Origin of the sequence: Micromonospora sp. NPDC048930, from assembly GCF_043197935.1 — a bacterium.
Taxonomy (GTDB): Bacteria; Actinomycetota; Actinomycetes; order Mycobacteriales; family Micromonosporaceae; genus Micromonospora.
In genome coordinates, this window is the sequence record NZ_JBICUB010000004.1 from 74,979 (window position 1) to 97,708 (window position 22,730).

At 74.4% G+C, this 22,730-nt stretch carries 25 protein-coding genes; 18 read left to right on the forward strand and 7 right to left on the reverse strand.

The features are described 5' to 3' along the window. Positions 1 to 69: 69 nt before the first annotated feature. The 4 genes from ACGFI9_RS12490 to ACGFI9_RS12505 all read left to right on the forward strand — a co-directional run bounded on the left by ACGFI9_RS12490 (position 70) and on the right by ACGFI9_RS12505 (position 4,444). On the forward strand, positions 70 to 1,077 hold the full coding sequence (locus ACGFI9_RS12490) for an NAD(P)H-dependent glycerol-3-phosphate dehydrogenase (protein ID WP_393178058.1): 1,008 nt from the start codon (positions 70 to 72) through the stop codon (positions 1,075 to 1,077). Positions 1,078 to 1,164: 87 nt separating this feature from the next. Continuing rightward, positions 1,165 to 2,280 carry a cystathionine gamma-lyase gene (locus ACGFI9_RS12495; RefSeq protein ID WP_393178060.1) on the forward strand — a complete coding sequence of 372 codons (1,116 nt, stop codon included), beginning with the start codon at positions 1,165 to 1,167 and terminating at the stop codon, positions 2,278 to 2,280. 193 nt (positions 2,281 to 2,473) lie between these two features. After that, positions 2,474 to 3,259 carry a putative protein N(5)-glutamine methyltransferase gene (locus tag ACGFI9_RS12500; protein ID WP_393178062.1) on the forward strand — a complete coding sequence of 262 codons (786 nt, stop codon included), beginning with the start codon at positions 2,474 to 2,476 and terminating at the stop codon, positions 3,257 to 3,259. 132 nt (positions 3,260 to 3,391) lie between these two features. Next, complete coding sequence (locus ACGFI9_RS12505) at positions 3,392 to 4,444, forward strand: ROK family protein (protein ID WP_393178064.1); 1,053 nt, start codon at positions 3,392 to 3,394, stop codon at positions 4,442 to 4,444. A gap of 6 nt (positions 4,445 to 4,450) precedes the next feature. On the opposite strand, the gene ACGFI9_RS12510 is transcribed toward ACGFI9_RS12505, so the two are convergent. Further along, complete coding sequence (locus tag ACGFI9_RS12510) at positions 4,451 to 4,651, reverse strand: DUF397 domain-containing protein (protein ID WP_393178066.1); 201 nt, start codon at positions 4,649 to 4,651, stop codon at positions 4,451 to 4,453. Between the two features lie 5 nt (positions 4,652 to 4,656). Next, entirely contained in the window at positions 4,657 to 5,502 is an 846-nt protein-coding gene (locus tag ACGFI9_RS12515) for a helix-turn-helix domain-containing protein (protein WP_393178067.1), read from the reverse strand. Positions 5,503 to 5,793: 291 nt separating this feature from the next. On the opposite strand from ACGFI9_RS12515, the gene ACGFI9_RS12520 reads away from it, so the two are divergent. After that, entirely contained in the window at positions 5,794 to 6,024 is a 231-nt protein-coding gene (locus ACGFI9_RS12520) for a hypothetical protein (RefSeq protein WP_393178068.1), read from the forward strand. Between the two features lie 78 nt (positions 6,025 to 6,102). Here ACGFI9_RS12520 and ACGFI9_RS12525 read toward each other — a convergent pair whose 3' ends face one another. After that, positions 6,103 to 7,407 (reverse strand): AAA family ATPase, encoded by a 1,305-nt coding sequence (locus ACGFI9_RS12525; RefSeq protein WP_393178069.1) that lies wholly within the window; start codon positions 7,405 to 7,407, stop codon positions 6,103 to 6,105. A gap of 198 nt (positions 7,408 to 7,605) precedes the next feature. On the opposite strand from ACGFI9_RS12525, the gene ACGFI9_RS12530 reads away from it, so the two are divergent. After that, on the forward strand, positions 7,606 to 8,700 hold the full coding sequence (locus ACGFI9_RS12530) for a D-alanine--D-alanine ligase family protein (RefSeq protein ID WP_393178070.1): 1,095 nt from the start codon (positions 7,606 to 7,608) through the stop codon (positions 8,698 to 8,700). 127 nt (positions 8,701 to 8,827) lie between these two features. Here ACGFI9_RS12530 and ACGFI9_RS12535 read toward each other — a convergent pair whose 3' ends face one another. Together ACGFI9_RS12535 and ACGFI9_RS12540 are read right to left on the reverse strand one after the other, a co-directional pair. After that, positions 8,828 to 9,448 carry a DUF3515 family protein gene (locus tag ACGFI9_RS12535; protein ID WP_393178071.1) on the reverse strand — a complete coding sequence of 207 codons (621 nt, stop codon included), beginning with the start codon at positions 9,446 to 9,448 and terminating at the stop codon, positions 8,828 to 8,830. Beyond that, positions 9,449 to 9,682, reverse strand: a complete 234-nt coding sequence (locus tag ACGFI9_RS12540; RefSeq protein ID WP_018786298.1) for an Lrp/AsnC ligand binding domain-containing protein — start codon at positions 9,680 to 9,682, stop codon at positions 9,449 to 9,451. Between the two features lie 162 nt (positions 9,683 to 9,844). On the opposite strand from ACGFI9_RS12540, the gene ACGFI9_RS12545 reads away from it, so the two are divergent. Further along, the gene (locus tag ACGFI9_RS12545) at positions 9,845 to 10,792 is read left to right on the forward strand and encodes a thiamine-phosphate kinase (protein ID WP_393178072.1); all 948 of its coding nucleotides are present in this window, start codon (positions 9,845 to 9,847) and stop codon (positions 10,790 to 10,792) included. Between the two features lie 63 nt (positions 10,793 to 10,855). Beyond that, entirely contained in the window at positions 10,856 to 11,323 is a 468-nt protein-coding gene (locus tag ACGFI9_RS12550; RefSeq protein ID WP_393178073.1) for a GNAT family N-acetyltransferase, read from the forward strand. 249 nt (positions 11,324 to 11,572) lie between these two features. On the opposite strand, the gene rpmB is transcribed toward ACGFI9_RS12550, so the two are convergent. Beyond that, a complete protein-coding gene (gene rpmB, locus ACGFI9_RS12555) occupies positions 11,573 to 11,764 on the reverse strand; it encodes a 50S ribosomal protein L28 (protein WP_013284551.1) in 192 nt (63 codons plus the stop codon). A 262-nt stretch (positions 11,765 to 12,026) separates the two neighbouring features. Here rpmB and ACGFI9_RS12560 point away from each other — a divergent pair, with 262 nt between their 5' ends. Continuing rightward, positions 12,027 to 13,634, forward strand: coding sequence for a DAK2 domain-containing protein (locus tag ACGFI9_RS12560; RefSeq protein WP_393178074.1), 1,608 nt, complete (start codon positions 12,027 to 12,029; stop codon positions 13,632 to 13,634). Continuing rightward, positions 13,631 to 15,832: an ATP-dependent DNA helicase RecG gene (gene recG / locus ACGFI9_RS12565; protein ID WP_393178075.1), complete on the forward strand. Its 2,202-nt coding sequence runs from the start codon at positions 13,631 to 13,633 to the stop codon at positions 15,830 to 15,832. The genes ACGFI9_RS12560 and recG overlap by 4 nt, the downstream gene beginning before the upstream one ends. 199 nt (positions 15,833 to 16,031) lie before the next feature. Here recG and ACGFI9_RS12570 read toward each other — a convergent pair whose 3' ends face one another. Beyond that, complete coding sequence (locus ACGFI9_RS12570) at positions 16,032 to 16,970, reverse strand: cell wall anchor protein (protein WP_393178076.1); 939 nt, start codon at positions 16,968 to 16,970, stop codon at positions 16,032 to 16,034. Positions 16,971 to 17,227: 257 nt separating this feature from the next. Here ACGFI9_RS12570 and rsmD point away from each other — a divergent pair, with 257 nt between their 5' ends. The 8 genes from rsmD to mutM all read left to right on the forward strand — a co-directional run bounded on the left by rsmD (position 17,228) and on the right by mutM (position 22,633). Continuing rightward, on the forward strand, positions 17,228 to 17,791 hold the full coding sequence (gene rsmD, locus ACGFI9_RS12575; protein ID WP_393178461.1) for a 16S rRNA (guanine(966)-N(2))-methyltransferase RsmD: 564 nt from the start codon (positions 17,228 to 17,230) through the stop codon (positions 17,789 to 17,791). Next, the gene (gene coaD, locus ACGFI9_RS12580; RefSeq protein ID WP_393178077.1) at positions 17,788 to 18,276 is read left to right on the forward strand and encodes a pantetheine-phosphate adenylyltransferase; all 489 of its coding nucleotides are present in this window, start codon (positions 17,788 to 17,790) and stop codon (positions 18,274 to 18,276) included. Before rsmD ends, coaD begins: the two co-directional genes overlap by 4 nt. A 263-nt stretch (positions 18,277 to 18,539) precedes the next feature. Then, positions 18,540 to 19,037 carry a hypothetical protein gene (locus ACGFI9_RS12585; RefSeq protein WP_073832495.1) on the forward strand — a complete coding sequence of 166 codons (498 nt, stop codon included), beginning with the start codon at positions 18,540 to 18,542 and terminating at the stop codon, positions 19,035 to 19,037. 132 nt (positions 19,038 to 19,169) lie between these two features. Further along, positions 19,170 to 19,733, forward strand: coding sequence for a YceD family protein (locus ACGFI9_RS12590; RefSeq protein ID WP_393178078.1), 564 nt, complete (start codon positions 19,170 to 19,172; stop codon positions 19,731 to 19,733). Positions 19,734 to 19,738: 5 nt separating this feature from the next. Then, positions 19,739 to 19,912 (forward strand): 50S ribosomal protein L32, encoded by a 174-nt coding sequence (gene rpmF, locus ACGFI9_RS12595; protein WP_091268767.1) that lies wholly within the window; start codon positions 19,739 to 19,741, stop codon positions 19,910 to 19,912. Positions 19,913 to 20,023: 111 nt separating this feature from the next. Continuing rightward, positions 20,024 to 20,998, forward strand: a complete 975-nt coding sequence (locus ACGFI9_RS12600) for a phosphate acyltransferase PlsX (RefSeq protein WP_393178462.1) — start codon at positions 20,024 to 20,026, stop codon at positions 20,996 to 20,998. Beyond that, positions 20,995 to 21,783 carry a ribonuclease III gene (rnc, locus tag ACGFI9_RS12605; protein ID WP_393178079.1) on the forward strand — a complete coding sequence of 263 codons (789 nt, stop codon included), beginning with the start codon at positions 20,995 to 20,997 and terminating at the stop codon, positions 21,781 to 21,783. The genes ACGFI9_RS12600 and rnc overlap by 4 nt, the downstream gene beginning before the upstream one ends. Next, positions 21,776 to 22,633, forward strand: coding sequence for a bifunctional DNA-formamidopyrimidine glycosylase/DNA-(apurinic or apyrimidinic site) lyase (gene mutM, locus ACGFI9_RS12610; RefSeq protein ID WP_393178080.1), 858 nt, complete (start codon positions 21,776 to 21,778; stop codon positions 22,631 to 22,633). The genes rnc and mutM overlap by 8 nt, the downstream gene beginning before the upstream one ends. Positions 22,634 to 22,730: the final 97 nt, after the last annotated feature.

Sequence of the window (22,730 nt, forward strand, 5' to 3'; positions counted from 1 at the left end):
CGGCGAGCGAACCGGCCAGCTCAGTGCGTCGGTGCCGCAGGGCGTCGCCGACCGAAGGGAGGCGGCGGCATGAGCGGCCACGTCGCCGTGCTCGGCGCGGGTTCCTGGGGGACCGCGTTCGCCAAGATCCTCGCCGACGCCGGCCGGGACGTGACCATCCTGGCCCGGCGGCGCCCGCTGGCCGAGGCGATCCGGACCGGGCGCCACAACCCGGACTACCTGCCGGACGTGCGGCTGCCCGACCGGGTCACCGCGACCGGGGACGCGGAGGAGGCGATCGCCGGGGCCGAGGTGGTGGTGCTCTCGGTGCCGTCGCAGACGCTGCGGGCCAACCTCGCCGGGTGGACGCCGTACCTGGACCCGGACGCCACGCTGGTGTCCCTGATGAAGGGCATCGAACTCGGCACCACCAAGCGGATGAGCCAGGTGATCACGGAGACCGCCGGGGTGCCCGCCGACCGGGTGGTGGTCGTCTCCGGCCCGAACCTGGCCCCGGAGATCGCCGCCGAGCAGCCCGCCGCGACCGTGGTCGCCGGCACCGACAGCCGCCGCACCGCCCTGGTCCAGTCGTCGATCCGGACGCCGTACTTCCGCCCGTACACCAACGACGACGTGATCGGCTGCGAGCTGGGCGGGGCGGTGAAGAACGTGATCGCCCTGGCGTACGGCATCGCCACCGCGATGGGTTTCGGCGACAACACCCGGGCGATGCTGATGACCCGGGGCCTCGCCGAGACCGCCCGGCTGGGCGTGGCGCTCGGCGCCGACCCGATCACCTTCGCCGGGCTGGCCGGCATGGGCGACCTGGTCGCCTCCTGCTCCTCGCCGCTGGCCCGCAACCGCACCTTCGGCGAGCACCTGGGCCGGGGGGAGACCCTGGAACAGGCCCAGGCGGCCACCCGGCAGACCGCCGAGGGCGTGAAGAGCTGCCTGGCCATCCGGGACCTGGCCCGGGCGCACGGCGTGGAGATGCCGATCACCGAGCAGATCGAGCGGATCTGCCACGAGGGGATGGACCCGCGGCTCGCCGTGGACGCGCTGATGAGCCGGACCGCGAAGCCCGAGTCGTACGAGTGAGGCGGCCATGAGCGAGCGGAGCGAGCGAATCATCGGGCACTGTGCGGTCGAGCCTCATGCGGCCGCCGAGCGGAGCGAGGCGGCTGCATGAGCGACTGGGGTGACGGCACCCGCAGCGTGCACGCGGGGCTTCCCACGCCCGAGCCGGGACAGCCGTTCCTGCCCGGCCCGGTCTTCGCCGCGCCCTACCACCTGGACCCGTGGCAGGGGCCGGCCGCGACGCCCAACGGGTACGGCCGGCCGGACAACCCCACCCGGCGGCTGCTGGAGGCCGCCATCGGCGAGCTGGAGGGCGGGGACTGCCGGGTCTTCGCCACCGGCCAGGCGGCCATCACCGGGCTGCTGCTGGCGCTGCTGCGCCCCGGGGACACCGTGCTGCTGCCCGCCGACGGGTACTTCCCGGTGCGCGCCTTCGCCACCGCCACCCTGGAGGGCATCGGGGTACGCGTCGGCTTCGTCCCGACCGCCGGCCCGTACCCGTCGTTCGACGGCGTACGGCTGGTGCTGCTGGAGACCCCGGCGAACCCGGGCCTGGACGTGGCCGACCTGCCGGCGCTCACCGCCGCGGCGCACGCCGCCGGGGCGCTCGTCGCGGTGGACAACACCACCGCCACCCCGCTCGGCCAGCGCCCGCTGGAGTTGGGCGCCGACGTGGTGGTCGCCTCCGGCACCAAGGCGCTCACCGGCCACTCCGACCTGCTGCTCGGGTACGTGGCGACCCGCTCCGCCGAGCTGCTCGACCCGGTGACCGCCTGGCGGACCACCACCGGCGGGGTGCCCGGGGCGTTCGACTGCTGGCTGGCCCACCGCTCGCTGGCCACCATGGACCTGCGGCTGGCCCGGCAGACCGCCAACGCCGAGGCGCTCGCCCGGCTGCTCGCCGGCCGCGCCGACGTGACCGGGCTGCGCTGGCCGGGGCGGCCGGAGGATCCGGCGTACCCGGTCGCCTCGGCGCAGATGCGTCGGATGCCGGGGGTGCTCTCCTTCGACCTGGGGGACGCCGCCCGGGTGGCCCGGTTCCTCGACGCCTCCCGGCTGGTCGCCGCCGCCACCTCGTTCGGCGGCCTGCACACCACCGCGGACCGGCGGGCCCAGTGGGGCGACGACACCGCGCCCGGCTTCGTCCGGCTCTCCTGCGGCATCGAGGACCCCGCCGACCTGGTGGCCGACGTGACCGCCGCGCTGGACGCCAGCGCCGGCTGACGCCGCGCCGACACCGGGGCGGCCGGGCGGGAACGGCTCCGCTAAGGTGACCGTCAGCCACGGCCCGTACGGGCCCGACCGGAGGAGGTGAGACCGATCCACCAGCGAAGGACCGGCGCTCCCTCCGAGTCCGCGTCGCCGAGGGGTTAGGCGACGTCGGGAGCGCCGACGAGCGTTCCCGAAAGGCATCCCCATGGCACTGTCGCACTCCGACCGTCCCGCCCTCGTGCAGCGGCTGCGCGCCGCCGGCTGCGTCTATGCCGAGGACGAGGCGGATCTGCTGATCGCCGCCGCCGACTCGGCCGCGGCCCTCACCGACCTGGTCGACCGCCGGGTCGCCGGCCAGCCGCTGGAGCACCTGCTCGGCTGGGCCGAGTTCTGCGGCCTGCGGGTCGCCGTCGACCCGGGGGTGTTCGTGCCCCGCGGGCGTACCGCCCTCCTGGTCGCCGCCGCGGCGGCCGTGGCCGGTCCGGCGCCGGCCGTGCTGGACCTCTGCTGCGGGTCCGGCGCCGCCGCGCTGGTGCTGCACGGCCGGCTCGCGCCGCGTTGGCTGGCCGCCGCCGACATCGACCCGGTGGCCGTGGCCTGCGCCCGGCGCAACCTGGCCCCGCTCGGCGTGCCGGTCTACCAGGGCGACCTGTTCGCGGCGGTGCCCGAGCAGTGGCGGGGGCGGCTGGACCTGGTGGTGGCGAACGCGCCGTACGTGCCGAGCGGGGCGGTGGCGCTGATGCCGGCCGAGGCGCGGCTGCACGAGGCGCTGGTGGCCCTGGACGGCGGGGTGGACGGGCTGGCCGTGCTGCGCCGGGTGGCGGCCGGCGCGGCCGAGTGGCTCGCCCCGGGCGGGCACCTCGCGGTGGAGGCCAGCGCCGGTCAGGCCGAGGCGCTCTGCGCCGTGCTGGCCGGGGCCGGCCTGGTGCCGACGGTGGTGCACGACGAGGACCTGGACGCCACCGCGGTGACCGCCCGCCGCCCCGCCTGAACGCGGTCGCTCGTTCGGCTCCCGCCGGCGCGGACGCCGGGAAAGGGCCGGCGGGCGGGGTGCCCGTCCGGCGCATGGCGGGCCGCTGACCACCGCACTAGCCTCAGGTCAGGCTCGGTGGGAGGGGTGGCCGTGGGCAGCGCGGGTGTGCCGGTGGTGGTGGGGCTCGACAACGGCGGGAACAGCAACAACGCCACCGTCCTGACCGTCGACGGTCGGTTCCTGGTGGACGGGCTGGTGGAGATCCCGAGCGAGGTGCAGGCCGGGCCGGCGGCGGCGATCGAGGCCCTGGCCCGGGCGCTCGACGGGGTGCTGGCGCTGACCGGCGTGCCCCGCGAGCTGGTCCGCGCGGTCGGGCTGGACACCCCCGGTCCGGCCAGCGCCACCGGGGTGATCTCCTCGCGCGGCTCCACCAACTTCTCCCAGCCCGCCTGGCGGGGGTACGACGTCCGCAGCGCGCTGGAGCGTCGGCTGGGCCTGCCGGTGGTCTACGCCAACGACGGCAACGCAGCGGCCCTCTACGCGCACCACGTCCACTTCGGAGCGGACGCGATGCGCCGGTCCTCGGTCGCCGCCATCGTCGGCACCGGGCTCGGTGGCGGGGTGGTGGAGGCCGGGCGGGTGGTCGGCGGCGCGGCCGGGATGGCGGGGGAGTTCGGGCACGTGCACATCCCGCTCGACGGGCTGCTCGGCGCGGGCCAGCCGGTGCCCACCTGCGCCTGCGGCTTCAGCGGGGACGCGGAGAGCGTCGCCTCGCTGACCGGGATCGAGCGGAACCTGCTGCCGTACTGGCTGGGGCGGTTCCCGGGGCATCCGCTGGCGGCGGAGGAGCCGGCCCGGGCGGCCAAGCTGGTCCGCGGCTACGGCGAGCGGGGCGACGCCCTGGCCCGGCAGGTCTTCACCCAGCAGGCGGCGGCCCTGGGGCGGCTCTTCACGATCGCGGCGAACTTCACCGACCCGCACGCGTACTTCGTCGGGGGCGGGGTCGTGGAGGCGGCGCCGGAGTTCCGCGACTGGTTCCTGGCCACCGTACGGGAGCACACCGTGCTCCGGGCCGAGCAGGCCGCGGTGGCCACCTTCGCCCTGGTGCCCGACCGGGACATGGCCGGGGCGCGCGGGGTGGCCATCGCCGCCCTGGAGGCGGTCCGGGCCGACGCGCCCGCCGCCCCGGTGGTCACCGGCTGAGCCCGGTCAGGGGCGCGGCGGCGCTCCGGCGAAGGCGGCCCAGGCCGCCGGGGAGAAGACCAGCACCGGGCCGGCCGGGTCCTTGGAGTCGCGGACGGCGACCGCCTCCGGCAGGAGCGCCATCTCCACGCACGCGCCCTCGTCGCCGCTGTGGCTGCTCTTGCGCCAGCCGGTCGCGGGCGGGCGGGGGCTGTTCGTGCCGTTCATCGGGTCTACCTCTCGTTCAGCAGGCGGAGGAGCTGGTCCCGGCTGGCCGCCGGGCTCAGCGCCACGGTCCGCAGGTGCTCCATGATCTTTGTGCAGGTACGCAGGTCGCCCGGCCGATCCAGGATCATCTGCCCGGCGACCGTCTCCACCGACGCGATGATCGGATCCTCCGGGTCGGCGAACTCCAACATGTGCAGTGAGCCTCGGGTGCCCCGGTGGTAGCCCGCCGCCAGTGGTATCACCTGCACGGTGATGTTGGGCAGCTCGGCCATCTTCAGCAGGTGCTGGAGCTGGCCCGCCATCACCGCGCGGTCGCCGACGGGACGCAGCAGGGCGCCCTCGTCGATGATGGCGTCGAGGATCGGCGGATCGTCACCCGTGAGCCGCTGCTGCCGGTCCAGCCGCACCTGGACGCGCTGCTCCACCTGCTCGTCGCTGAGGGTGTGCGGGCCACCCCGCATCACCCCCCGGATGTAGTCGGCGGTCTGCAGCAGGCCGGGCACCACCGAGGGCTCGAAGTTGGCGATCCCGGTCGCCTCCGCCTCCAGCGCGATGAAGTCGATGGTCCGCCGATCCAGCAGGTACGAGTAGGAGACCCACCAGCCGGGCTTGCGGGCGTCCTTGGCCAGCTGCACCGCCGCGGCGATGTCGTCGGAGCCGACCCCGTAGAGGGTGAGCAGCGCGCGCACGGTGGCCGGGCTGACCAGCGTCTGCGCGTTCTCGTACCGGGACAGGGTGCTCCGGGTGCTGTTGATCTCGTCGGCCGCGGCCTCGAGGGTCAGGCCGGCGGCTTCCCGGTGCGTTCGCAGGGCTATGCCGAGCCGTCGGGCCCGGGCGGTCTTCGGCGCCATGCATCGATGGTCGCACATCAATGGGAGGTCTGGCATGAGAGAAATCCGATGAGAGTTGCATTCACGCGTGTCCACCTGTCAATCTGTGACCGCGTCCTCACCACCGGTTGTCGTGGCGACGGTGGTGGTGAGCGACCGGAGGGGATGGGGCGCGCGGTGATCGGGTTTTTCTCCCCCACGACCCGATCGCCGCGTGCCCCTCACCTCCCGAGGAGACGCCACCGGCGAGAAGCGGGGAGGGAGTGGCATGACGGCGACCGGTTGCCGCCCACCGGACGGAGGTGGGCGGGGATGACCCGGTTCCTCGTGGTTCTCACCGACGTCCGCCCCCTGGAGGGGGTGGAGCGCAACGAACGGACGAGCCCCGAGCGCCGCCGGCAGGTGGTCGGGGCGAGCAGCCGCGAGGCGGCGGACCGGATCGCCGGCGCCTTCATGGCGCTCGGGATGGTCCGCGCCGGTCGCCAGCGCGTGAAGGTCATCGCGGTCGGACGCCGCCCCAAGGACCCGGCGCACCTGGACTGAACCCGCCCGCCTCCGGACCCGGCGGAGGCGGGGTGCCGGTGCGGCCGGTGGCAGGTCCCGCCACCGGCCGCACCGGCCTCAGAGCAGCTTGCGCCGCTTCAGGTAGCCGACCAGGTCGTCGTAGACGCCGCCCTCGTTGGCGAACATGGCGACGTTGCGGGCGGTCGACAGCCAGGGGCGGGTCGACGGGCGGACCTCCTTCAGCGCCCGCTCCAGGTCCCGCTGCTCGATCATCCGGACCTCGCCGGTGCGTACCGAGTCGGCCATCGCGAACTCGGCGGCGGTCTCGCAGAGGTGGGCCAGGTCGGCGCCGGAGAAGTCCTCGGTCGCGGCGACCACCCGCCGCAGGTCGATGTTGGCGATCGGGCGCTCGCGCAGGTGGTACTCCAGGATCGCGGCCCGGGCGTCGGCGTCCGGCGGCAGCACCAGCACCATCCGGTCCAACCGGCCCGGCCGGCGCAGCGCCGGGTCGACGTCCCACGGCGTGTTCGTCGCGGCCAGCACGAAGACGCCCTCGTTGTCGCCCTCCATGCCGTCCAGCTCGGCCAGGAGCTGGTTGCCCAGCGTCCGCATCGAACTCGACGACACCTGCGAACGCTTGTGGCCCAGGGCGTCGATCTCGTCGAGGAAGAGCACGCAGGGCGCGTTGCGCCGGGCCGCCTGGAACAGCTCGTGCAGGTTCCGCTCGGAGTTGCCGACCCACATGTCCAGCACGTCCACGATGGACAGCGACAGGAACTTCGCCCCCATCTCGCCGGCCACCGCCCGGGCCAGGAAGGTCTTGCCGCAGCCGGGCGGGCCGTAGAGCATCAGCCCGCCGCGCAGGCTCTTGCCGTACATCCGGCGCAGCTCCGGGTTGCGCAGCGGGCCCAGGAAGGCCAGCTCCAGGCGTTCCTTGACCGCCGACATGCCACCCACGTCGGCCAGCCGCACCGAGGAGGACTCCACGTCGTACACCCGGTCGGCCTCGCCGCGGACCGGTTCCGGCTCGTCGCCGGCCGGGGCGAACCGCGGCGGCACCACGTCGGCCAGCTCCTGCGCGTACGCGGCCAGGGGATCGTCCGCGGGAGGCCCGTCCGGCGCCGGCCGCTGCGCCGGTGGACCGTCCGGCGCCGGCCGCTGCGCCGGTGGACCGTCCGGCGCCGGCCGCTGCGCGGAGGGCGGGGACGGGTCCGGTACGGGGGCCCCGAGGGCCCGTTGCATCAGCGCCTGGGCCTGCGCGTTGCCCGGGTCCCGGGCGAGTGCCTGCCCGACGTGCGCGATGGCCTCCGCGCCCCGGCCGCCGTCGAGCAGCAGCCCGGCCAGGTGCAGCCGCAGCGGCAGGTCGTCGGGGCGGGCGTCGAGGGCGGCCGTCAGGCTGTCGATCAGCGGATCGGAGCTCACAGGACGAGGAGCCTAATCGGCCACCGCGACAACTCGCGTCCCGTTACTCCCCGTATATGGTTTGCTGACCGGATGCGCGCCGCCTTGCCGGTCCCCGGGTATCGGCTGCCGTTGCTCGCCACGCACAGTAAGGTCAACCGGGTGAGCGCCACGGGCGAGCACGGCCGGCCGCAGTCGCGAACGAAGAGGTGACCTACAGTGACCACCCCAGGCAGGACCCGCGTGGCGATCGTCTTCGGCGGCCGTAGTCCCGAGCACGGGATCTCCTGCGTCAGCGCGGGCAGCGTGCTGGGCGCCCTGGACCCGGACGAGTTCGAGGTGGTGCCGGTCGGGATCACCCGGCAGGGCCAGTGGGTGCTGGCCAGCGGCGACCCGGGCCAGCTCGCCATCCAGGACCGGAAGCTGCCGGAGATCACCTCGGGTTCCGGTGCCGAGCTGGTGCTGCGCGCCGACCCGGCGGTCGGTGGCCTGATGGTGCTCGACCCGACGCAGGGCCCCCGGGCTCTCGCCGACGTGGACGTCGTCTTCCCGGTGCTGCACGGCGCGTACGGCGAGGACGGCACCATCCAGGGGATGCTGGAGATGGCCGACATCCCGTACGTCGGGGCGAACGTCTTCGCCTCCGCGGCCGCCATGGACAAGGAGTTCACCAAGAAGCTCTGCGCCGCCGAGGGCATCCCGGTCGGCCCGTACGTGGTGCTGCGCAACGGGATGACCATGTCCGAGGAGGACAAGGAGCGGCTGGGCCTGCCGGTCTTCGTCAAGCCGTCCCGGGCCGGCTCCTCCTTCGGCATCACGAAGGTGGACGAGTGGTCCCAGCTCGACGCGGCGGTCGCCACGGCCCGCGAGATCGACACCAAGGTGCTGGTCGAGGGCGCGATCGTCGGCCGCGAGATCGAGTGCGGCGTGCTGGAGGGCGAGGCCGGCGGCGCGCCGGAGGCGTCGGTGCTGGCCGAGGTCCGGGTGATCTCCGGCCACGACTGGTACGACTTCGAGGCGAAGTACATCGACGACGCGTGCGAGTACGACATCCCGGCGAACCTGCCGGAGCAGGTCACCCGCCGGGTGCAGGAGTACGCCGCCCGCGCCTTCACCGCGCTCGACTGCTCCGGCCTGGCCCGGGTCGACTTCTTCGTCACGCCGGAGCTGGACGTCTACCTCAACGAGATCAACACCATGCCCGGCTTCACGCCCACGTCGATGTTCCCCCGGATGTGGGCCGCCAGCGGCCTGGAGTACCCGAAGCTGGTCCACCGCCTCATCCGCACCGCCCTCCGCCGCGCCGGCCGCTGACCCACCCGCCGGCGCCGCCCAGGCCAGGCCCACGATCAGATCCGCCCTGATTCACGGAAAGAGTGGCCTCCCGAGCGGGAATGGCCACTCTTTCCGTGAATCAGCGCCCTCACGAAGGGGACGGGGGTCAGGCGGCGCAGCCGGAGGGGGCGGTCTTCGCCGACGGGACGGCGGACACGATGGCGTCGGAGATCGGGCTGACCCACTGCAGGGGCTGCGCGTACGCCTTGGGCACCCGGACCCGGACCGGGGTCTCCCGGTCGACGGTGGCCAGCACGGTCGCGTCCGCCTCCTCCACCGCGTGCCAGCAGACCTTGTTGACCGACCACACCTCGTCGGTGGGCGGCACGACCGGCGGGGTGCCGCCGCAGGCCACGGTGATCGCCGGGTCGCCGTACGCGGCGTTCTGCTCGGCGCCGGCGGTGACCGGCCGCTGCTTCAGGTCCCGGACGCTCTCCGGCAGCTGGGACACCAGGGCGCGGCACACCACCGCGGGACGCTCCGCCAGGGTCGGCGCGGGCATCTCGACCGGGGTGGTCGACTGCGGCCGGGCGGCGCTCGCCGACGCGCTGGGCGCGGCGGCCGGCTGCTCCGGGGAGAGCTTGGCGAAGGTGAACCCGGCCACCGCCACGGTGACCGGCACCGCGATCAGGGTCGCCCAGAGCGCGGCGCCGCGGGTCGACCGGTCGCGACGCGGCCCGGCCGGGCGGGTCTCGTCGGAAGCGGGGGAGGAAGTGATCTCGTCCACTTACAGGCGCACCACCGAACACGTGAGGGTGCGGGTGATGCCGGGCACCATCTGCACCTTGCTGACGATGAGTTTGCCGAGCTCGTCGACGGTGTTCGCCTCGGTGAGGACGACCACGTCGTAGGGCCCGGTGACGGCGTCGACCCGTACCACGCCGGCAAGGTCCGCGATCTGACCGGCCACGTCACGCGCCCGCCCGACCTCGGTCTGGATGAGGATGTACGCCTGTACCACGACTCGACCTCCGTCCGTCGCCGCCTGGGGCGGCCCGAAGGGTGAAACTACCGTACTGAGTAGGCGTGATCCCTATCGGTCGCCGGCTGAACGCGGTGAGCGAGCACACGCGGGAGATGGTGGCGGGACGTGCGGGACCGACGAGCGCGACGAGGGGACGGAATGACGGTCGCGGGTGTGGGGGAGTTCGGGCTGATCGACCGGGTGACCGCCCGGCTGGCGTACGGGGAGGGCGTGCTGCTCGGCCCCGGTGACGACGCGGCGGTCGTCGCGGCGCCGGACCGGCGGGTGGTCGCCTCCACGGACGTGCTGGTCGAGGGGCGGCACTTCCGGCGGGACTGGTCCGGGGCGCGGGACGTCGGCCACCGGGCGGCGGCGGCCAACCTGGCCGACATCACCGCCATGGGCGCCACCCCGACCGCGCTGCTGGTCGCCCTCTGCATGCCGGCCGAGCTGGACCCCGCCTGGGCCGAGGAGCTGGCCGACGGGCTCGGCGCCGAGGCGGCCCTGGTCGGCGCGAGCGTGGTCGGCGGGGACATGTCGGCCAGCCCGACGTTGACCATCGCGGTGACCGCCCTGGGCGACCTGGCCGACCGGCCGCCCGTGGTCCGCTCCGGGGCCCGTCCCGGGGACGTGGTGGCGCTGGCGGGGCGGACCGGCTGGGCGGCGGCCGGCTACACCGTGCTGTCCCGCGGCTTCCGGACGCCCCGGCTGCTGGTCGAGGCCTTCCGCCGACCCGAGGTGCCGTACCGGGCCGGGCCGGAGGCCGCGCGGGCCGGCGCCACCGCCATGATCGACGTCTCGGACGGGCTGCTGGCCGACCTGGGGCACGTGGCGAAGGCCAGCGGGGTGGCGATCGACGTGACCCGGGACGCGTTCGAGGTGCCCCGGCAGATGCGCGACGCGGCGCAGGCGCTCGGCGTCGACCCGTACTCCTGGCTCCTGGCCGGGGGCGACGACCACGCCCTGGCGGCGACCTTCCCGGCGACGGCGACGCTGCCGTCCGGGTGGCGGCCGATCGGCCTGGTGACCGAGGGCACCGGGGTGACCGTGGACGGGGTGGCGTACGCGGGCCCCGCGGGGTGGGACCACTTCCGCCGGACGGAGTGATCTGCGTCCGATGCGGGCGACATCGGCCCGGCCGGGTCCGGCTCCGGCCGTACCCTTCATGCCGTGAGTGAGATCGAGATCCGGGTGCGGCGCTTCGACGCACCCGAGTCGCAGGCGCTGATCCGGTCGGCCCTGGCCGACCTGGGCGAGCGGTACGGCGGCAGCGGGGACGACACACCGGTCGACGCGGCGGAGTTCGAACTTCCGGACGGGGCCTTCGTGGTCGCCTACCTGGACGGGCAGCCGGTGGGCTGCGGCGGGTGGCGCAGCCACGGTGACGATGGCGAGACGGCCGAGCTGAAGCGGATGTACACCGCGCCGGCCGCCCGGGGCCGGGGCGTCGCCCGTGCGGTGCTGGCGGCGGTGCAGGAGTCGGCGCGCGAGCAGGGCCGCAAGCGGATGATCCTGGAGTGCGGCGACAAGCAGCCCGAGGCGATCGCGATGTACACCTCGGCCGGCTACGAGCGGATCCCGAACTTCGGCTTCTACAAGGACGCGCCCGGCTGCCTCTCGTTCGGCCGCCCGCTCTGACGCCCACCCGCCGCGCGGCCCGGCCCGGCCGGGCGGTCATGATCCACTCGACCTGCGGCAGGTCGCCGGTGTCCGCAGCCGCGCGCACCCCGACCTGCCGCAGCCTGAGTCGATCAGAGCCGCGGCCCCGGTCGATCAGGGCGGCGGGGCGGGTCGATGCCGGCCGGGACGCCTGACGCGGACACGACAGAAGCCGGCGGACCCTTCCGGTCCGCCGGCAACCGACGAATGCTGGGTGGCGCTACCGCGTCAGGCGCGGGTGACCTTGCCGGCCTTGATGCACGAGGTGCAGACCTGCAACTTCTTGGTGGTGCCGCCACCGGCCGGGGTACGCACCGACTGGATGTTCGGGTTCCAGCGGCGGTTGGTCCGCCGGTGCGAGTGGGACACGTTGTGGCCGAAGCCCGGCCCCTTGCCACAGACGTCGCACACGCTAGCCACGGGATACTCCTGGGTTTGAAACGTTCATGAGGTCGCCGCCAGGCGCTGCCCGGGCAACCTGGCCAGGTTACCCGATGACAGGCCGGTACGCCCAACCGGCCCCGGACGGCGGCTTCAGCTCGCCGCGCGGTGCCGGACGGGCCGAGCGGATGGGAACCCGGCCAGCGTACCGGCCCGGGGAAGGCGAGCCGGCGCGCCCCGGCCCCCGGACACGCCGACGCGGGCCGGGCGCGTGTCGGTGCGCGCCAGTAGGCTTCCCGACGTGCTGGACACCCTCGACGCCGCCGCGGTGCGCCGCTGGTGCGCGAGCGGGCTGGCCGCCCTGCAACGGCACCAGGGCGAGATCGACGACCTCAACGTCTACCCGGTCCCGGACGGGGACACCGGCACCAACCTGGTGCTCACCCTCACCTCCGCCCACCAGGCCCTCGCGATGGACCTGGACACCCTCCCCGACGACGGGCACACCCCGCACGGGCACGCGCTGCGGCTGATGGCCCGGGGCGCGCTGCTGGGAGCGCGGGGCAACTCCGGGGTGATCCTGTCGCAGATCCTGCGCGGCTTCGCCGACGCGCTCGCCGCCGCCCCGGCGGTCCGCGGCCGGCAGCTCGCCACCGCCCTGGCCGACGCGGCCACCGCCGCGTACGCCGCGGTCGCCCATCCGGTCGAGGGCACCGTGCTCACCGTGGCCGCCGCCGCGGCCCGCGCCGCCGCACAGGCGGACAGCGACGACCTGCGCGCGGTGGCCCGGGCCGCGGCCGGCGGGGCGGCACGCGCCCTGGCGCGTACCCCGGAGCAGCTGCCCGCGCTGGCCCGGGCCGGCGTGGTGGACGCCGGCGGGCGCGGCCTCTGCCTGCTGCTGGACGCGCTGGTCGAGGTCGTCACCGGGGAGAGCCCCCGGCCGGCGGGGGAGCCGGCACCCGCCACCCGGCCACCGGCCACCGCCGTCCGGGAGACCGGCTCCTCGGCGTACGCCTACGAGGTGCAGTACCTGCTCGACGCCACCGACGAGGCGGTGGCCCGGCTGCGCGGCGAGCTGGACGCCCTCGGCGACTCACTGGTGATCGTCGGCGACGGTCAGGACACCTGGAACGTGCACGTGCACGTCAACGACGTCGGCGCGGCGGTCGAGGCGGGCGTGGTGGCCGGCCGCCCGCACCGGATCACGGTGACCCGCTTCGCCGACCAGGTGACCCCGTCCGCGCCGGGGCCGCTGGCGGACGGCCGGGCCGCCGTGGTGGTGGCCACCGGCGCCGGCATCGCCCAGCTCTTCAGCGCCGAGGGCGCCACCGTGGTGCCGGCCAACCCGTCCACCGGCGAGCTGCTCGACGCGATCCGCGCCACCGGGGCGGCCCGGGTGGTGGTGCTCCCCAACGACCCGAACACCCAGTCGGTGGCCAGCGCGGCCGCCAGGGAGGCGCACGGGCTCGGCGTCAAGGTGAGCGTCGTGCCCACCCGGTCACCCGTGCAGGCCCTCGCCGCGCTGGCCGTCCGCGACCCCAAGCGGCGCTTCGAGGACGACGTCATCGCGATGGCCGAGGCGGCCGGCGCCTGCCGGTACGCCGAGGTCTGCCACGCCAGCAAGGAGGCGCTCACCGTGGCCGGGCCGTGCCGGCCGGGTGACGTCCTGGCCCTGGTCGAGGGGGAGGTGCACCTGATCGGCGCCGACCTGTTCGACACCTGCACCGCGGTCGTCGACCGGATGCTCGGCGGCGGCGGTGAGCTGGTCACCCTGCTCTGCGGGGCGGACGCCCCGGAGGGGCTCGCCGACCGGGTACGCGAGCACGTCGAGCGCTCCTGGCCGTTCGTCGAGGTGCAGGCGTACGAGGGCGGCCAGCCGCACTACCCGCTTCTGCTGGGGGTCGAATGACGAGCGAGCCGACCATCGTGGACACGCCGCTGAAGAAGCTGGTCGGGGAGCGCACCGCCAAGGCCCTGGCGAGCCACCTCGACCTGCACACCGCGGGTGACCTGATCTACCACTTCCCGCGCCGCTACGACGAGCGCGGCGAGCACACCGACATCCGTTCGCTGGACGTGGGGGAGCAGGTCACCGTGCTGGCCCAGGTGCAGCGCACCGCGGTGCGACCGATGCGCCAGCGCCGCGGCAACCTGCTGGAGGTGACCGTCGGCGACGGCTCGGGCGGCGTGCTCACCCTCACCTTCTTCGGCAACCAGGCCTGGCGGGAGCGCGACCTGCGGCCCGGCCGGTGGGGGCTGTTCGCCGGCAAGGTCACCGAGTTCCGGGGCAAGCGGCAGCTCAACGGCCCCGAGTACGTGCTGCTCGGCGAGGGCGGCGACGGCGAGGCGGCGGCCAACGAGGAGGTCGAGGAGTTCGCCGGAGCGCTGATCCCGGTCTACCCGGCTGCGGCGGCGGTGCCGACCTGGGTGATCGCCCGCTGCGTCCGGGTGGTGCTGGACACCTTCACCCCGCCGGAGGACCCGCTGCCGGCCACCGTCCGGGCCAGCCGCAACCTGGCCGACATCGGCACCGCGCTGCGCGAGATCCACCGGCCGTCCAGCAAGGAGGCGCTCTACCGGGCCCGGCGCCGGCTCAAGTGGGACGAGGCGTTCGCCGTGCAGCTCACCCTGGTGCAGCGCAAGCACCGGGCGGCCGCCTGGCCGGCGCAGGCCCGGCCGCCGCGCGCCGGGGGCCTGCTGGACGCGTTCGACGCCCGGCTGCCGTACGAGCTGACCCCCGGCCAGCAGACCGTGGGCCGGGAGATCGCCGCCGACCTGGCCACCGCCCACCCGATGCACCGGCTGCTCCAGGGCGAGGTCGGCTCAGGCAAGACGGTGGTGGCGCTGCGGGCCATGCTCCAGGTGGTCGACGCCGGTGGGCAGGCGGCGCTGCTCGCCCCCACCGAGGTGCTCGCCGCCCAGCACTACCGGGGCATCCTCGACCTGCTCGGCCCGCTCGCCCAGGCCGGCGAGCTGGGCGCCGCCGACGACGCCACCCGGGTGGAGCTGGTCACCGGCTCGCTCGGCGCGGCGGCCCGGCGGCGAGCCCTCGCCGAGGTGGCCGAGGGGCGGGCCGGCATCGTGCTCGGCACCCACGCCCTGCTCTACGAGGGGGTCGACTTCCGCGACCTGGGCCTGGTGGTCGTCGACGAGCAGCACCGCTTCGGCGTGGAGCAGCGGGACGCGCTGCGCGCCAAGGCCGAGCAGCCCCCGCACGTGCTGGTGATGACCGCCACTCCGATCCCGCGTACGGTCGCCATGACCGTCTACGGCGACCTGGAGGTCTCCACCCTCTCCCAGCTGCCGCAGGGCCGGTCGCCGATCGCCTCGCACGTGGTGCCGGCCGCCGAGAAGCCGGCCTTCCTCGACCGGGCCTGGCGCCGGATGCGCGAGGAGGTGGCCGCCGGCCACCAGGCGTACGTGGTGTGCCCGCGGATCGGAGAAGGCCCGCAGAGCGACGAGGAGGCGCCCCGGGAGGACGACAGCGGCCGGCGGCCGCCGCTGGCGGTGACCGAGGTGGCCCCGCTGCTCGCCGAGGGGCCGCTGCACGGGCTGCGGATCGGGGTGCTGCACGGGCGGCTGCCGGCCGACGAGAAGGACGCGGTGATGCGCTCCTTCGCCGCCGGCGACCTGGACGTGCTGGTGGCCACCACGGTGGTCGAGGTGGGCGTGAACGTGCCCAACGCCACCGTGATGATCGTGCTGGACGCCGACCGGTTCGGCGTCTCCCAGCTGCACCAGCTGCGCGGCCGGGTGGGCCGGGGTTCCGCTGCGGGTCTCTGCCTGCTGGTCACCGAGGCGATGGAGGGCTCCTCCGCCCGGGAACGCCTCGACGCGGTCGCCTCCACCACTGACGGGTTCAAGCTCGCGGAGCTGGATCTGGAGCAGCGCCGGGAGGGCGACGTGCTGGGCGCCACCCAGTCCGGGCGCCGCTCGCACCTGCGGCTGCTGTCGCTGCTGCGGGACACCGACCTGATCCGGGACGCCCGCGCCGAGGCGATCACGCTGGTCGAGGAGGACCCCGAGCTGACCCGGCACCCCGCCCTGGCCGCCTCGGTCGCCGCCCTGGTCGACGAGGAACGCGCGGAGTACCTGGAGAAGGGCTGACGCCGTTGCCGGCGCGGTGATCGACCCGGGATGCCGCGTGTCGTGGCGTCGCGGCGCGTCGAGGGCACGCCCTGCCGCAAGCCGAGTCGACCGGCGCGGAATGCGCCGGTCGATCAGTGCGGGATGCGCGATCTGTTCTGGACGCGCCGAGGGCGCGCCGACCGGGTGATCGACGCGCCCTCGGGCGATCCGCGCGGGATCAGGCGGTGAAGCGGACCCGACGACGGCGGGCCACCACGAACAGCACCGCACCGGCGGCGAGCAGCACGGCCGCGCCACCCGCGATCGCGCCGGCGGCCGGACCGGTGACCGGCAGGCCGCCACCCTCGCCCGAGCAGTCCTTCGGCTGGGTGTACGGGATGGTCTCGGAGCCCTCGATCACGTCGTACTTGACGGTGACCTTCAGGCCCTTGTACGCGTCGAAGCTGACCGAGGCGGTCTTGCCCGGCTCGGACACCAGCTTCTTGCTGACGCCCTTCTCGGTGGTGAGCGTGGCGGTGAAGGGGATGCCCTTCGCCGGGTTCTCCACGATGAAGGTCATCTTGTCGCAGGTCTGCTCCAGCCGGAACACCGGCTCCTCCGGCTCGGCCGGGACGGACGGCGTCGCGGACGGGCTGGCCGGGCTGGAGGGCGACGGGCTGGTCTCCGGCGACCTGGTCGGCGTCGGGGTGGCGCTCGGCGACGGCGACGTGGGCGACGGCGACGGGGACTCGCCCGGGCCGCAGTCCTGAGTGGGCTGCGCGACGACGCTGCGTTCCTCGGTGATGATCCGGTCGCCGCGCTCCCACCGTGCCTCGACGGTGAGCTTCAGCTCGGGCAGGGCGCCCTCGAAGGTGTGGGTCTGGGTGCCGGTCAGCGGGCCGTCGCCCTGCTTCGGCAGGGTCGCGTTCAGCGCCAGCCCGCCGGTGATGTCACCGGGCACGGTGGACTCGAGCTTGGTGATGGTGCCGGTGATGTCGGTCTCGCTGTTGAGGACCGACCAGTTGACGGTGACCTTGCCGTCCTTGGCCGCGCAGTACGTGCCCGACGGGATGGGGTGGTGGGCCATGGCCGGGGTGGCGACGGTGGCGATGCCGGCGAGGCCGATCAGCGCGCCGGCCGTGAGGGCCGCGGCACGCCGGAGGTGGAGACGGTTCACGTCTACTCCTGATGAGGGGAAGATCGGAGAGTGCGGCGGACGGACCGGAGCCTCACGTCCGCTCACAACCGGGCAGACCCTAGCGAGATCGATGCGGAATGCGTTACACCGATCGGTGCCCGGAAACAGGTATGTTATGAATTCGAGATCATTGATGCACCGTAAGTGATCAATCGATGTCTGTTCCGGTGCGCACGGTGTCAGCCGGGCGGCTTCGGGTCGTCGCGTAGCGTCTGGGTCATGTGCAGGAGCAGACGGTGACCCGGATCGTGGCCGGGGCGTACGGCGGGCGGCGGATCGCCGCGCCCCCCGGCGCCGGCACCCGACCCACCTCCGACCGGGTGCGGGAGGCCCTGTTCAGTGCGGTGCAGGCCGAACTGGACCTGGCCGGGGCCCGCTTCGCCGACCTCTACGCCGGTTCCGGGGCGGTCGGCCTGGAGGCGCTGTCCCGGGGCGCGGCGCACGTCCTGCTCGTCGAGTCCGACGCCCGGGCGGCCCGGGTGATCCGGGAGAACATCGCCGCGCTGCGTGCCGCCCCGGCCGCCCGCCTGGTCACCGGCAAGGTGGCCACCGTGCTGGCGGCCGGCCCCGACGGCGGGCCCTACGACGTGGTCTTCGCCGACCCGCCGTACGCGGTGCCGGACGAGGAGGTCACCGCGCTGCTGGCCGCGCTGGTCGACGGGGACTGGCTGGCCCCGGCCGCCCTGGTGGTCGTGGAGCGGTCCAGCCGTACCGGTCCGGTCACCTGGGTGGAAGGCGTCACTGCGGAGCGCAGTCGCCGTTACGGCGAGACCACCCTTTGGTACGGTCGCCGATCATGAGACGTGCGGTCTGTCCGGGCTCCTTCGACCCGGTCACCAACGGACACCTCGACATCATCGGCCGGGCCAGCCGGCTGTTCGACGAGGTGATCGTCGGTGTGCTGGTCAACCAGTCGAAGCAGGGGCTGTTCACCGTCGAGGAGCGGATCAAGATGCTCCGCGAGGTGACGGCCTCGTACGACAACGTGCGGGTCGAGTCGTTCCGGGGGCTGCTGGTGGACTTCTGCCGGGCCCAGCAGGCGAGCGTGCTGATCAAGGGCCTGCGGGCGGTCAGCGACTTCGACTACGAGCTGCAGATGGCGCAGATGAACATCGGGCTGGCCGGCGTGGAGACGCTCTTCATGCCGACCAACCCGCTCTACTCCTTCCTCTCCTCCAGCCTGGTCAAGGACGTGGCCAAGTGGGGTGGCGACATCTCCGCCCACGTCCCCGACGTCGTCCGCGAGCAGCTCGTGGCCCGCCTCCACCCCGAACCCCGCCCCTGACCCTGGCCCCCACCCACCCCCGCCCCGCCCCTCTCCCTGCCGCGATCTTGCACTTGCGGTTGGGGATTCACCCGGATACGGGCGGAATGCCGGGGCCGAAAGTGCAAGATCGGCGAGCCGGGGAGCGGTCCCGGGGCGGGCGACGCGCCGGGTAGGGGTGGAGCGGCGCGGGTGGAGGGGGCGCGACATGATGGGTGCAGCGCCGAAACCGGGCGCAGGCCGCATCATGAAGGTCGGCCGACGAGGACAGGAGTGAGGTACCGGTGGACCCGCTCGATCGCATCGACGAACTGATCGCCATGGTGGAGCAGGCCCGCTCCGTGCCGATGTCGCGGAACAACTGCATGGTCGACCGGGGCGAGATGATCGCCGCCCTCGACGAGCTGCGCGCGGAGCTCCCGGCCGACCTGCGCCGGGCCGCCGCGCTGCTGGAGGAGCGCGACAAGATCATGGAGGCCGGCAAGCGCGAGGCCGACCGGATCATCAGCGAGGGTGAGGCGGAACACGCCCGCCTGGTCTCGGTGAACGAGATCACCGTCTCCGCCGAGCACGAGGGCGCCCGGATCATCGCCGAGGCCCGCGCCGAGGCGCAGCGCCTCCGCGACGAGGTGGACGACTACGTCGACACCGCCCTGGCCAACTTCGAGCAGTTCCTGACCCGGGCGCTGGCCTCGATAGAGCGGGGCCGGGACAAGATGCACGCGCTGCGCGAGATCGGCACGTTCGCTGGGGACGAGGCGGATCGCCCGCTACCCTTCTGAGCGGCAGGCGGGCCGGCGGCCGACAGCCGACAGTCGGCAGCCGCCGGGCCAGGGGCGACGCCCCCGGTTCGACGGTCCGCCGGTCGCCCAGGTAACCTTTTTTGTCGGCCTCTCACCGGCCGGAGTCTGACTATGCCCAAACACTCGCCAAGCCCACTCGACCCCAGGTCGCCGCTGGTCCTCGACACGAGGGACCTGCCGCGTCGGCCTGGCGCGTTGCGTACGGTCAAACGGGTCGTGCCGGCACCGGTGGACCTCGGCGTGGAGTTGATCGGCGTGCCGGAGGGCGCGGACCTCGACCTCGACCTGAGGTTGGAGTCGGTGTCCGAGGGCGTGCTCGTCTCCGGGACCGTCACCGGTCCCGTCAAGGGCGAGTGCGGCCGTTGCCTGCGCGAGATCGACGACTCGGTGGCCGTGACGATCCAGGAGCTGTACGCGTACGAGAACAGCACCACGGACGACACGACCGACGAGGACGAGGTGGGCCGGATGCAGGGCGATCTGATCGACCTGGAGCCGGCGCTGCGGGACGCGGTGGTGCTCGCACTGCCGACCAACCCGCTCTGCCGGGAGGACTGCCCAGGCTTGTGCCCCGACTGCGGGGTGCACTGGGACGATCTGCCGGCCGACCACAGCCATCAGCAGATCGACCCGCGTTGGGCGGGCCTGTCGCAACTGACCCGTACAGAGGAGTAAGAACCGTGGCCGTCCCCAAGCGCAAGATGTCGCGCAGCAACACCCGGGCCCGTCGGGCGCAGTGGAAGACCGCGGCGGTCGCGACCGTGGCCTGCCCGCAGTGCAAGTCGGCGAAGCTCCCGCACGCCGCCTGCTCCGTCTGCGGCACCTACAACGGCCGCCAGGTCCTCGAGGTCTGACCTGGACGCCGAGTGACGTCCCCGACCACCGGTCGGGTGGCGCGCGCACCATGGCTCTCGCCCGGTGCCCCGGCTCCCTCCGCCGCCGGCCGGCCCTCGGCCGGCGTACCGGTGGAGCCGGGCACCGCGCGGATCGCCGTTGACCTCCTCGGCGGGGACGATGCTCCCGCCGTCGTGGTTGACGGCGCTCTGCGAGCGGTGCGCACCGACCCTGACCTGCACCTGCTGCTCGTCGGACCGACCGAGGTCGCCGACGGGCTGATCGGTGCGCTCGATCCGGAGCAGCGTGCCCGGGTCACGGTCCGCCCGGTGCGGACCGCCGTCGGCATGGCCGACCACCCCACTGCCGCGCGTGCGGAGAGCACCGTCCGCGCGGCGGTCACCGCCGTCCGCGAGGGGCTCGCCGACGCGCTCGTCTCCGCCGGCTCCACCGGCGCCACCGTCACCGCCGCCGCGCTCGGCCTCGGTCGCTGGACCGGGGTACGCCGCCCGGCCCTGGTGGCCACCCTGCCCGCCGTCGCCGGCCCCGTGGTGCTGCTGGACGTCGGCGGCACCCTGGAACCCGGTCCGGCCACCCTCGCCCGGCACGCCGTGCTCGGCGCCGCGTACGCCGCGGTGGCCCACGCCGTCGCCGCGCCCCGGGTCGGCCTGCTCTCCGTCGGCACCGAGGCGGGCAAGGGCGACCGGCTGCGCCGCTCCGCCGATCCCGCCCTCGCCGCCGTGCCGCTGCCCTGCGACGCCCGCTACGTCGGCCTGGTCGAGGGGTACGACGTCTCCGTCGGCACCCGCGCCGACGTCGTGGTGACCGATGGGTTCACCGGTAACGTGCTGCTCAAGGCGATCGAGGGCGCGTACGCCATGGCCGGCGGGCCGCCGGCGAGCGGCGGTGCCCCCCGCGCGGCGGCCCTGCTCGGCGTGGCCGGCACGGTGGTCGTCTGCCACGGCGCGGCCCGGCCCGACGACGTCGCCTCCGGCATCGCGCTCGCCGCCCACCTGTGGCGCTGCGGCGCCACCGACACCGTCTCGGCCCTGCTCGCCGGCCTGCCACAAGATCCCGCACCCATCGACACCGAGGTAGCACCATGACCAACGACAAGCGGCGGCGTGCTCCCGTCGGCCACCTGGAGGCGGCCTTCGGGGTGTCGCTCGACCCGGAGCTGCTGGAGCGCGCGCTGACCCACCGGTCCTACGCGTACGAGAACGGCGGCCTGCCCACCAACGAGCGGCTGGAGTTCCTGGGTGACTCGGTCCTCGGCGTGGTGATCACCACCGCGCTCTTCCACAACCACCCGGACCTGCCCGAGGGCCAGCTCGCCAAGCTGCGGGCCAGCGTGGTGAACATGCGCGCGCTGGCCGACGTGGCGCGCGGGCTCGGCCCGGCGGGGCTGGGCGCGTACCTGCTGCTGGGCAAGGGCGAGGAGGCCACCGGCGGCCGCGACAAGGCCAGCATCCTGGCCGACACCCTGGAGGCGCTGCTCGGCGCGATCTACCTCCAGTACGGCCTGGACACCGCCGCCCTCGTGATCCACCGGCTCTTCGACCCGCTGATGGCCGAGTCGGCCGGCCGGGGTGCCGCGCTGGACTGGAAGACCAGCCTCCAGGAGCTGACCGCCGCGCTCGGGCTGGGCGTCCCGGAGTACCGGATCGAGGGCACCGGCCCGGACCACCTGAAGACGTTCACCGCCTGGGTGGTGGTGGCCGGCAACCGGTACGGTGGCGCCGAGGGGCGCAGCAAGAAGGAGGCCGAGCAGCGGGCCGCCGAGTCGGCCTGGCGGACGCTGACCGAGCAGGCCGAGGCCGAGGCCGCCGCGAGGGCCGCGGCGGAGGGTGCCGAGGTCGAGGATGCCGGGGCGGGGGCCGGCCGTGCCTGAGCTGCCCGAGGTCGAGACGGTCCGGCAGGGCCTGGCCCAGTGGGTGATCGGGCGGACGATCACCTCGGTGGAGGTACGCCACCCCAGGGCGATCCGCCGGCACGAGCCCGGCGCGGCGCACTTCGCCGACGTGCTGACCGGCCGGACGATCACCGGCGTCCGCCGCCGGGGCAAGTACCTGTGGCTGCCGCTGGACAGCGGGGACGCCCTGATCGGGCACCTGGGCATGTCCGGCCAGCTGCTGCTGCAGCCGGTCGGGGCGGCCGACGAGCTGCACCTGCGGGTCCGGTTCCGGTTCGCCGACGACGGTCCGGAGCTGCGCTTCGTCGACCAGCGGACGTTCGGCGGGCTGTCGGTCTCCGAGGGCGGCGCCGAGCTGCCGGCCGAGATCGCGCACATCGCCCGGGACCCGATGGACCCGGAGTTCTCCGACGCCGACTTCGTGGCCGCGCTGCGCCGGAAGCGTACGGAGATCAAGCGGGCGCTGCTCGACCAGACCCTGGTCTCCGGGGTCGGCAACATCTACGCCGACGAGGCGCTGTGGCGGGCGAAGCTGCACGGCGCCCGCCCCACCGACGCGTTGACGCAGCCGGCGGCCGGCCGGCTGCTCGGGCACGTGCGCGACGTGCTGGGCGAGGCCATCAAGCAGGGCGGCACCAGCTTCGACGAGCTGTACGTCAACGTCAACGGCGAGAGCGGCTACTTCGACCGGTCGCTGAACGCGTACGGCCGCGAGGGGGAGCCCTGCCCGCGGTGCGGTGCCCCGATCCGGCGCGAGGCGTTCATGAACCGGTCCTCGTACAGTTGCCCGCGCTGCCAGCCCCGCCCCCGGGGTGCCCTCCGGGGATGACCCCGAGTCGGCTCGGGGTTGCCCGGGTGTGCCTCGTCGGGCGGTTCCGGGCGCGTCCCCCCGTCGTACCCTGAAAATCCCGTTCTGTCCGGTTGGC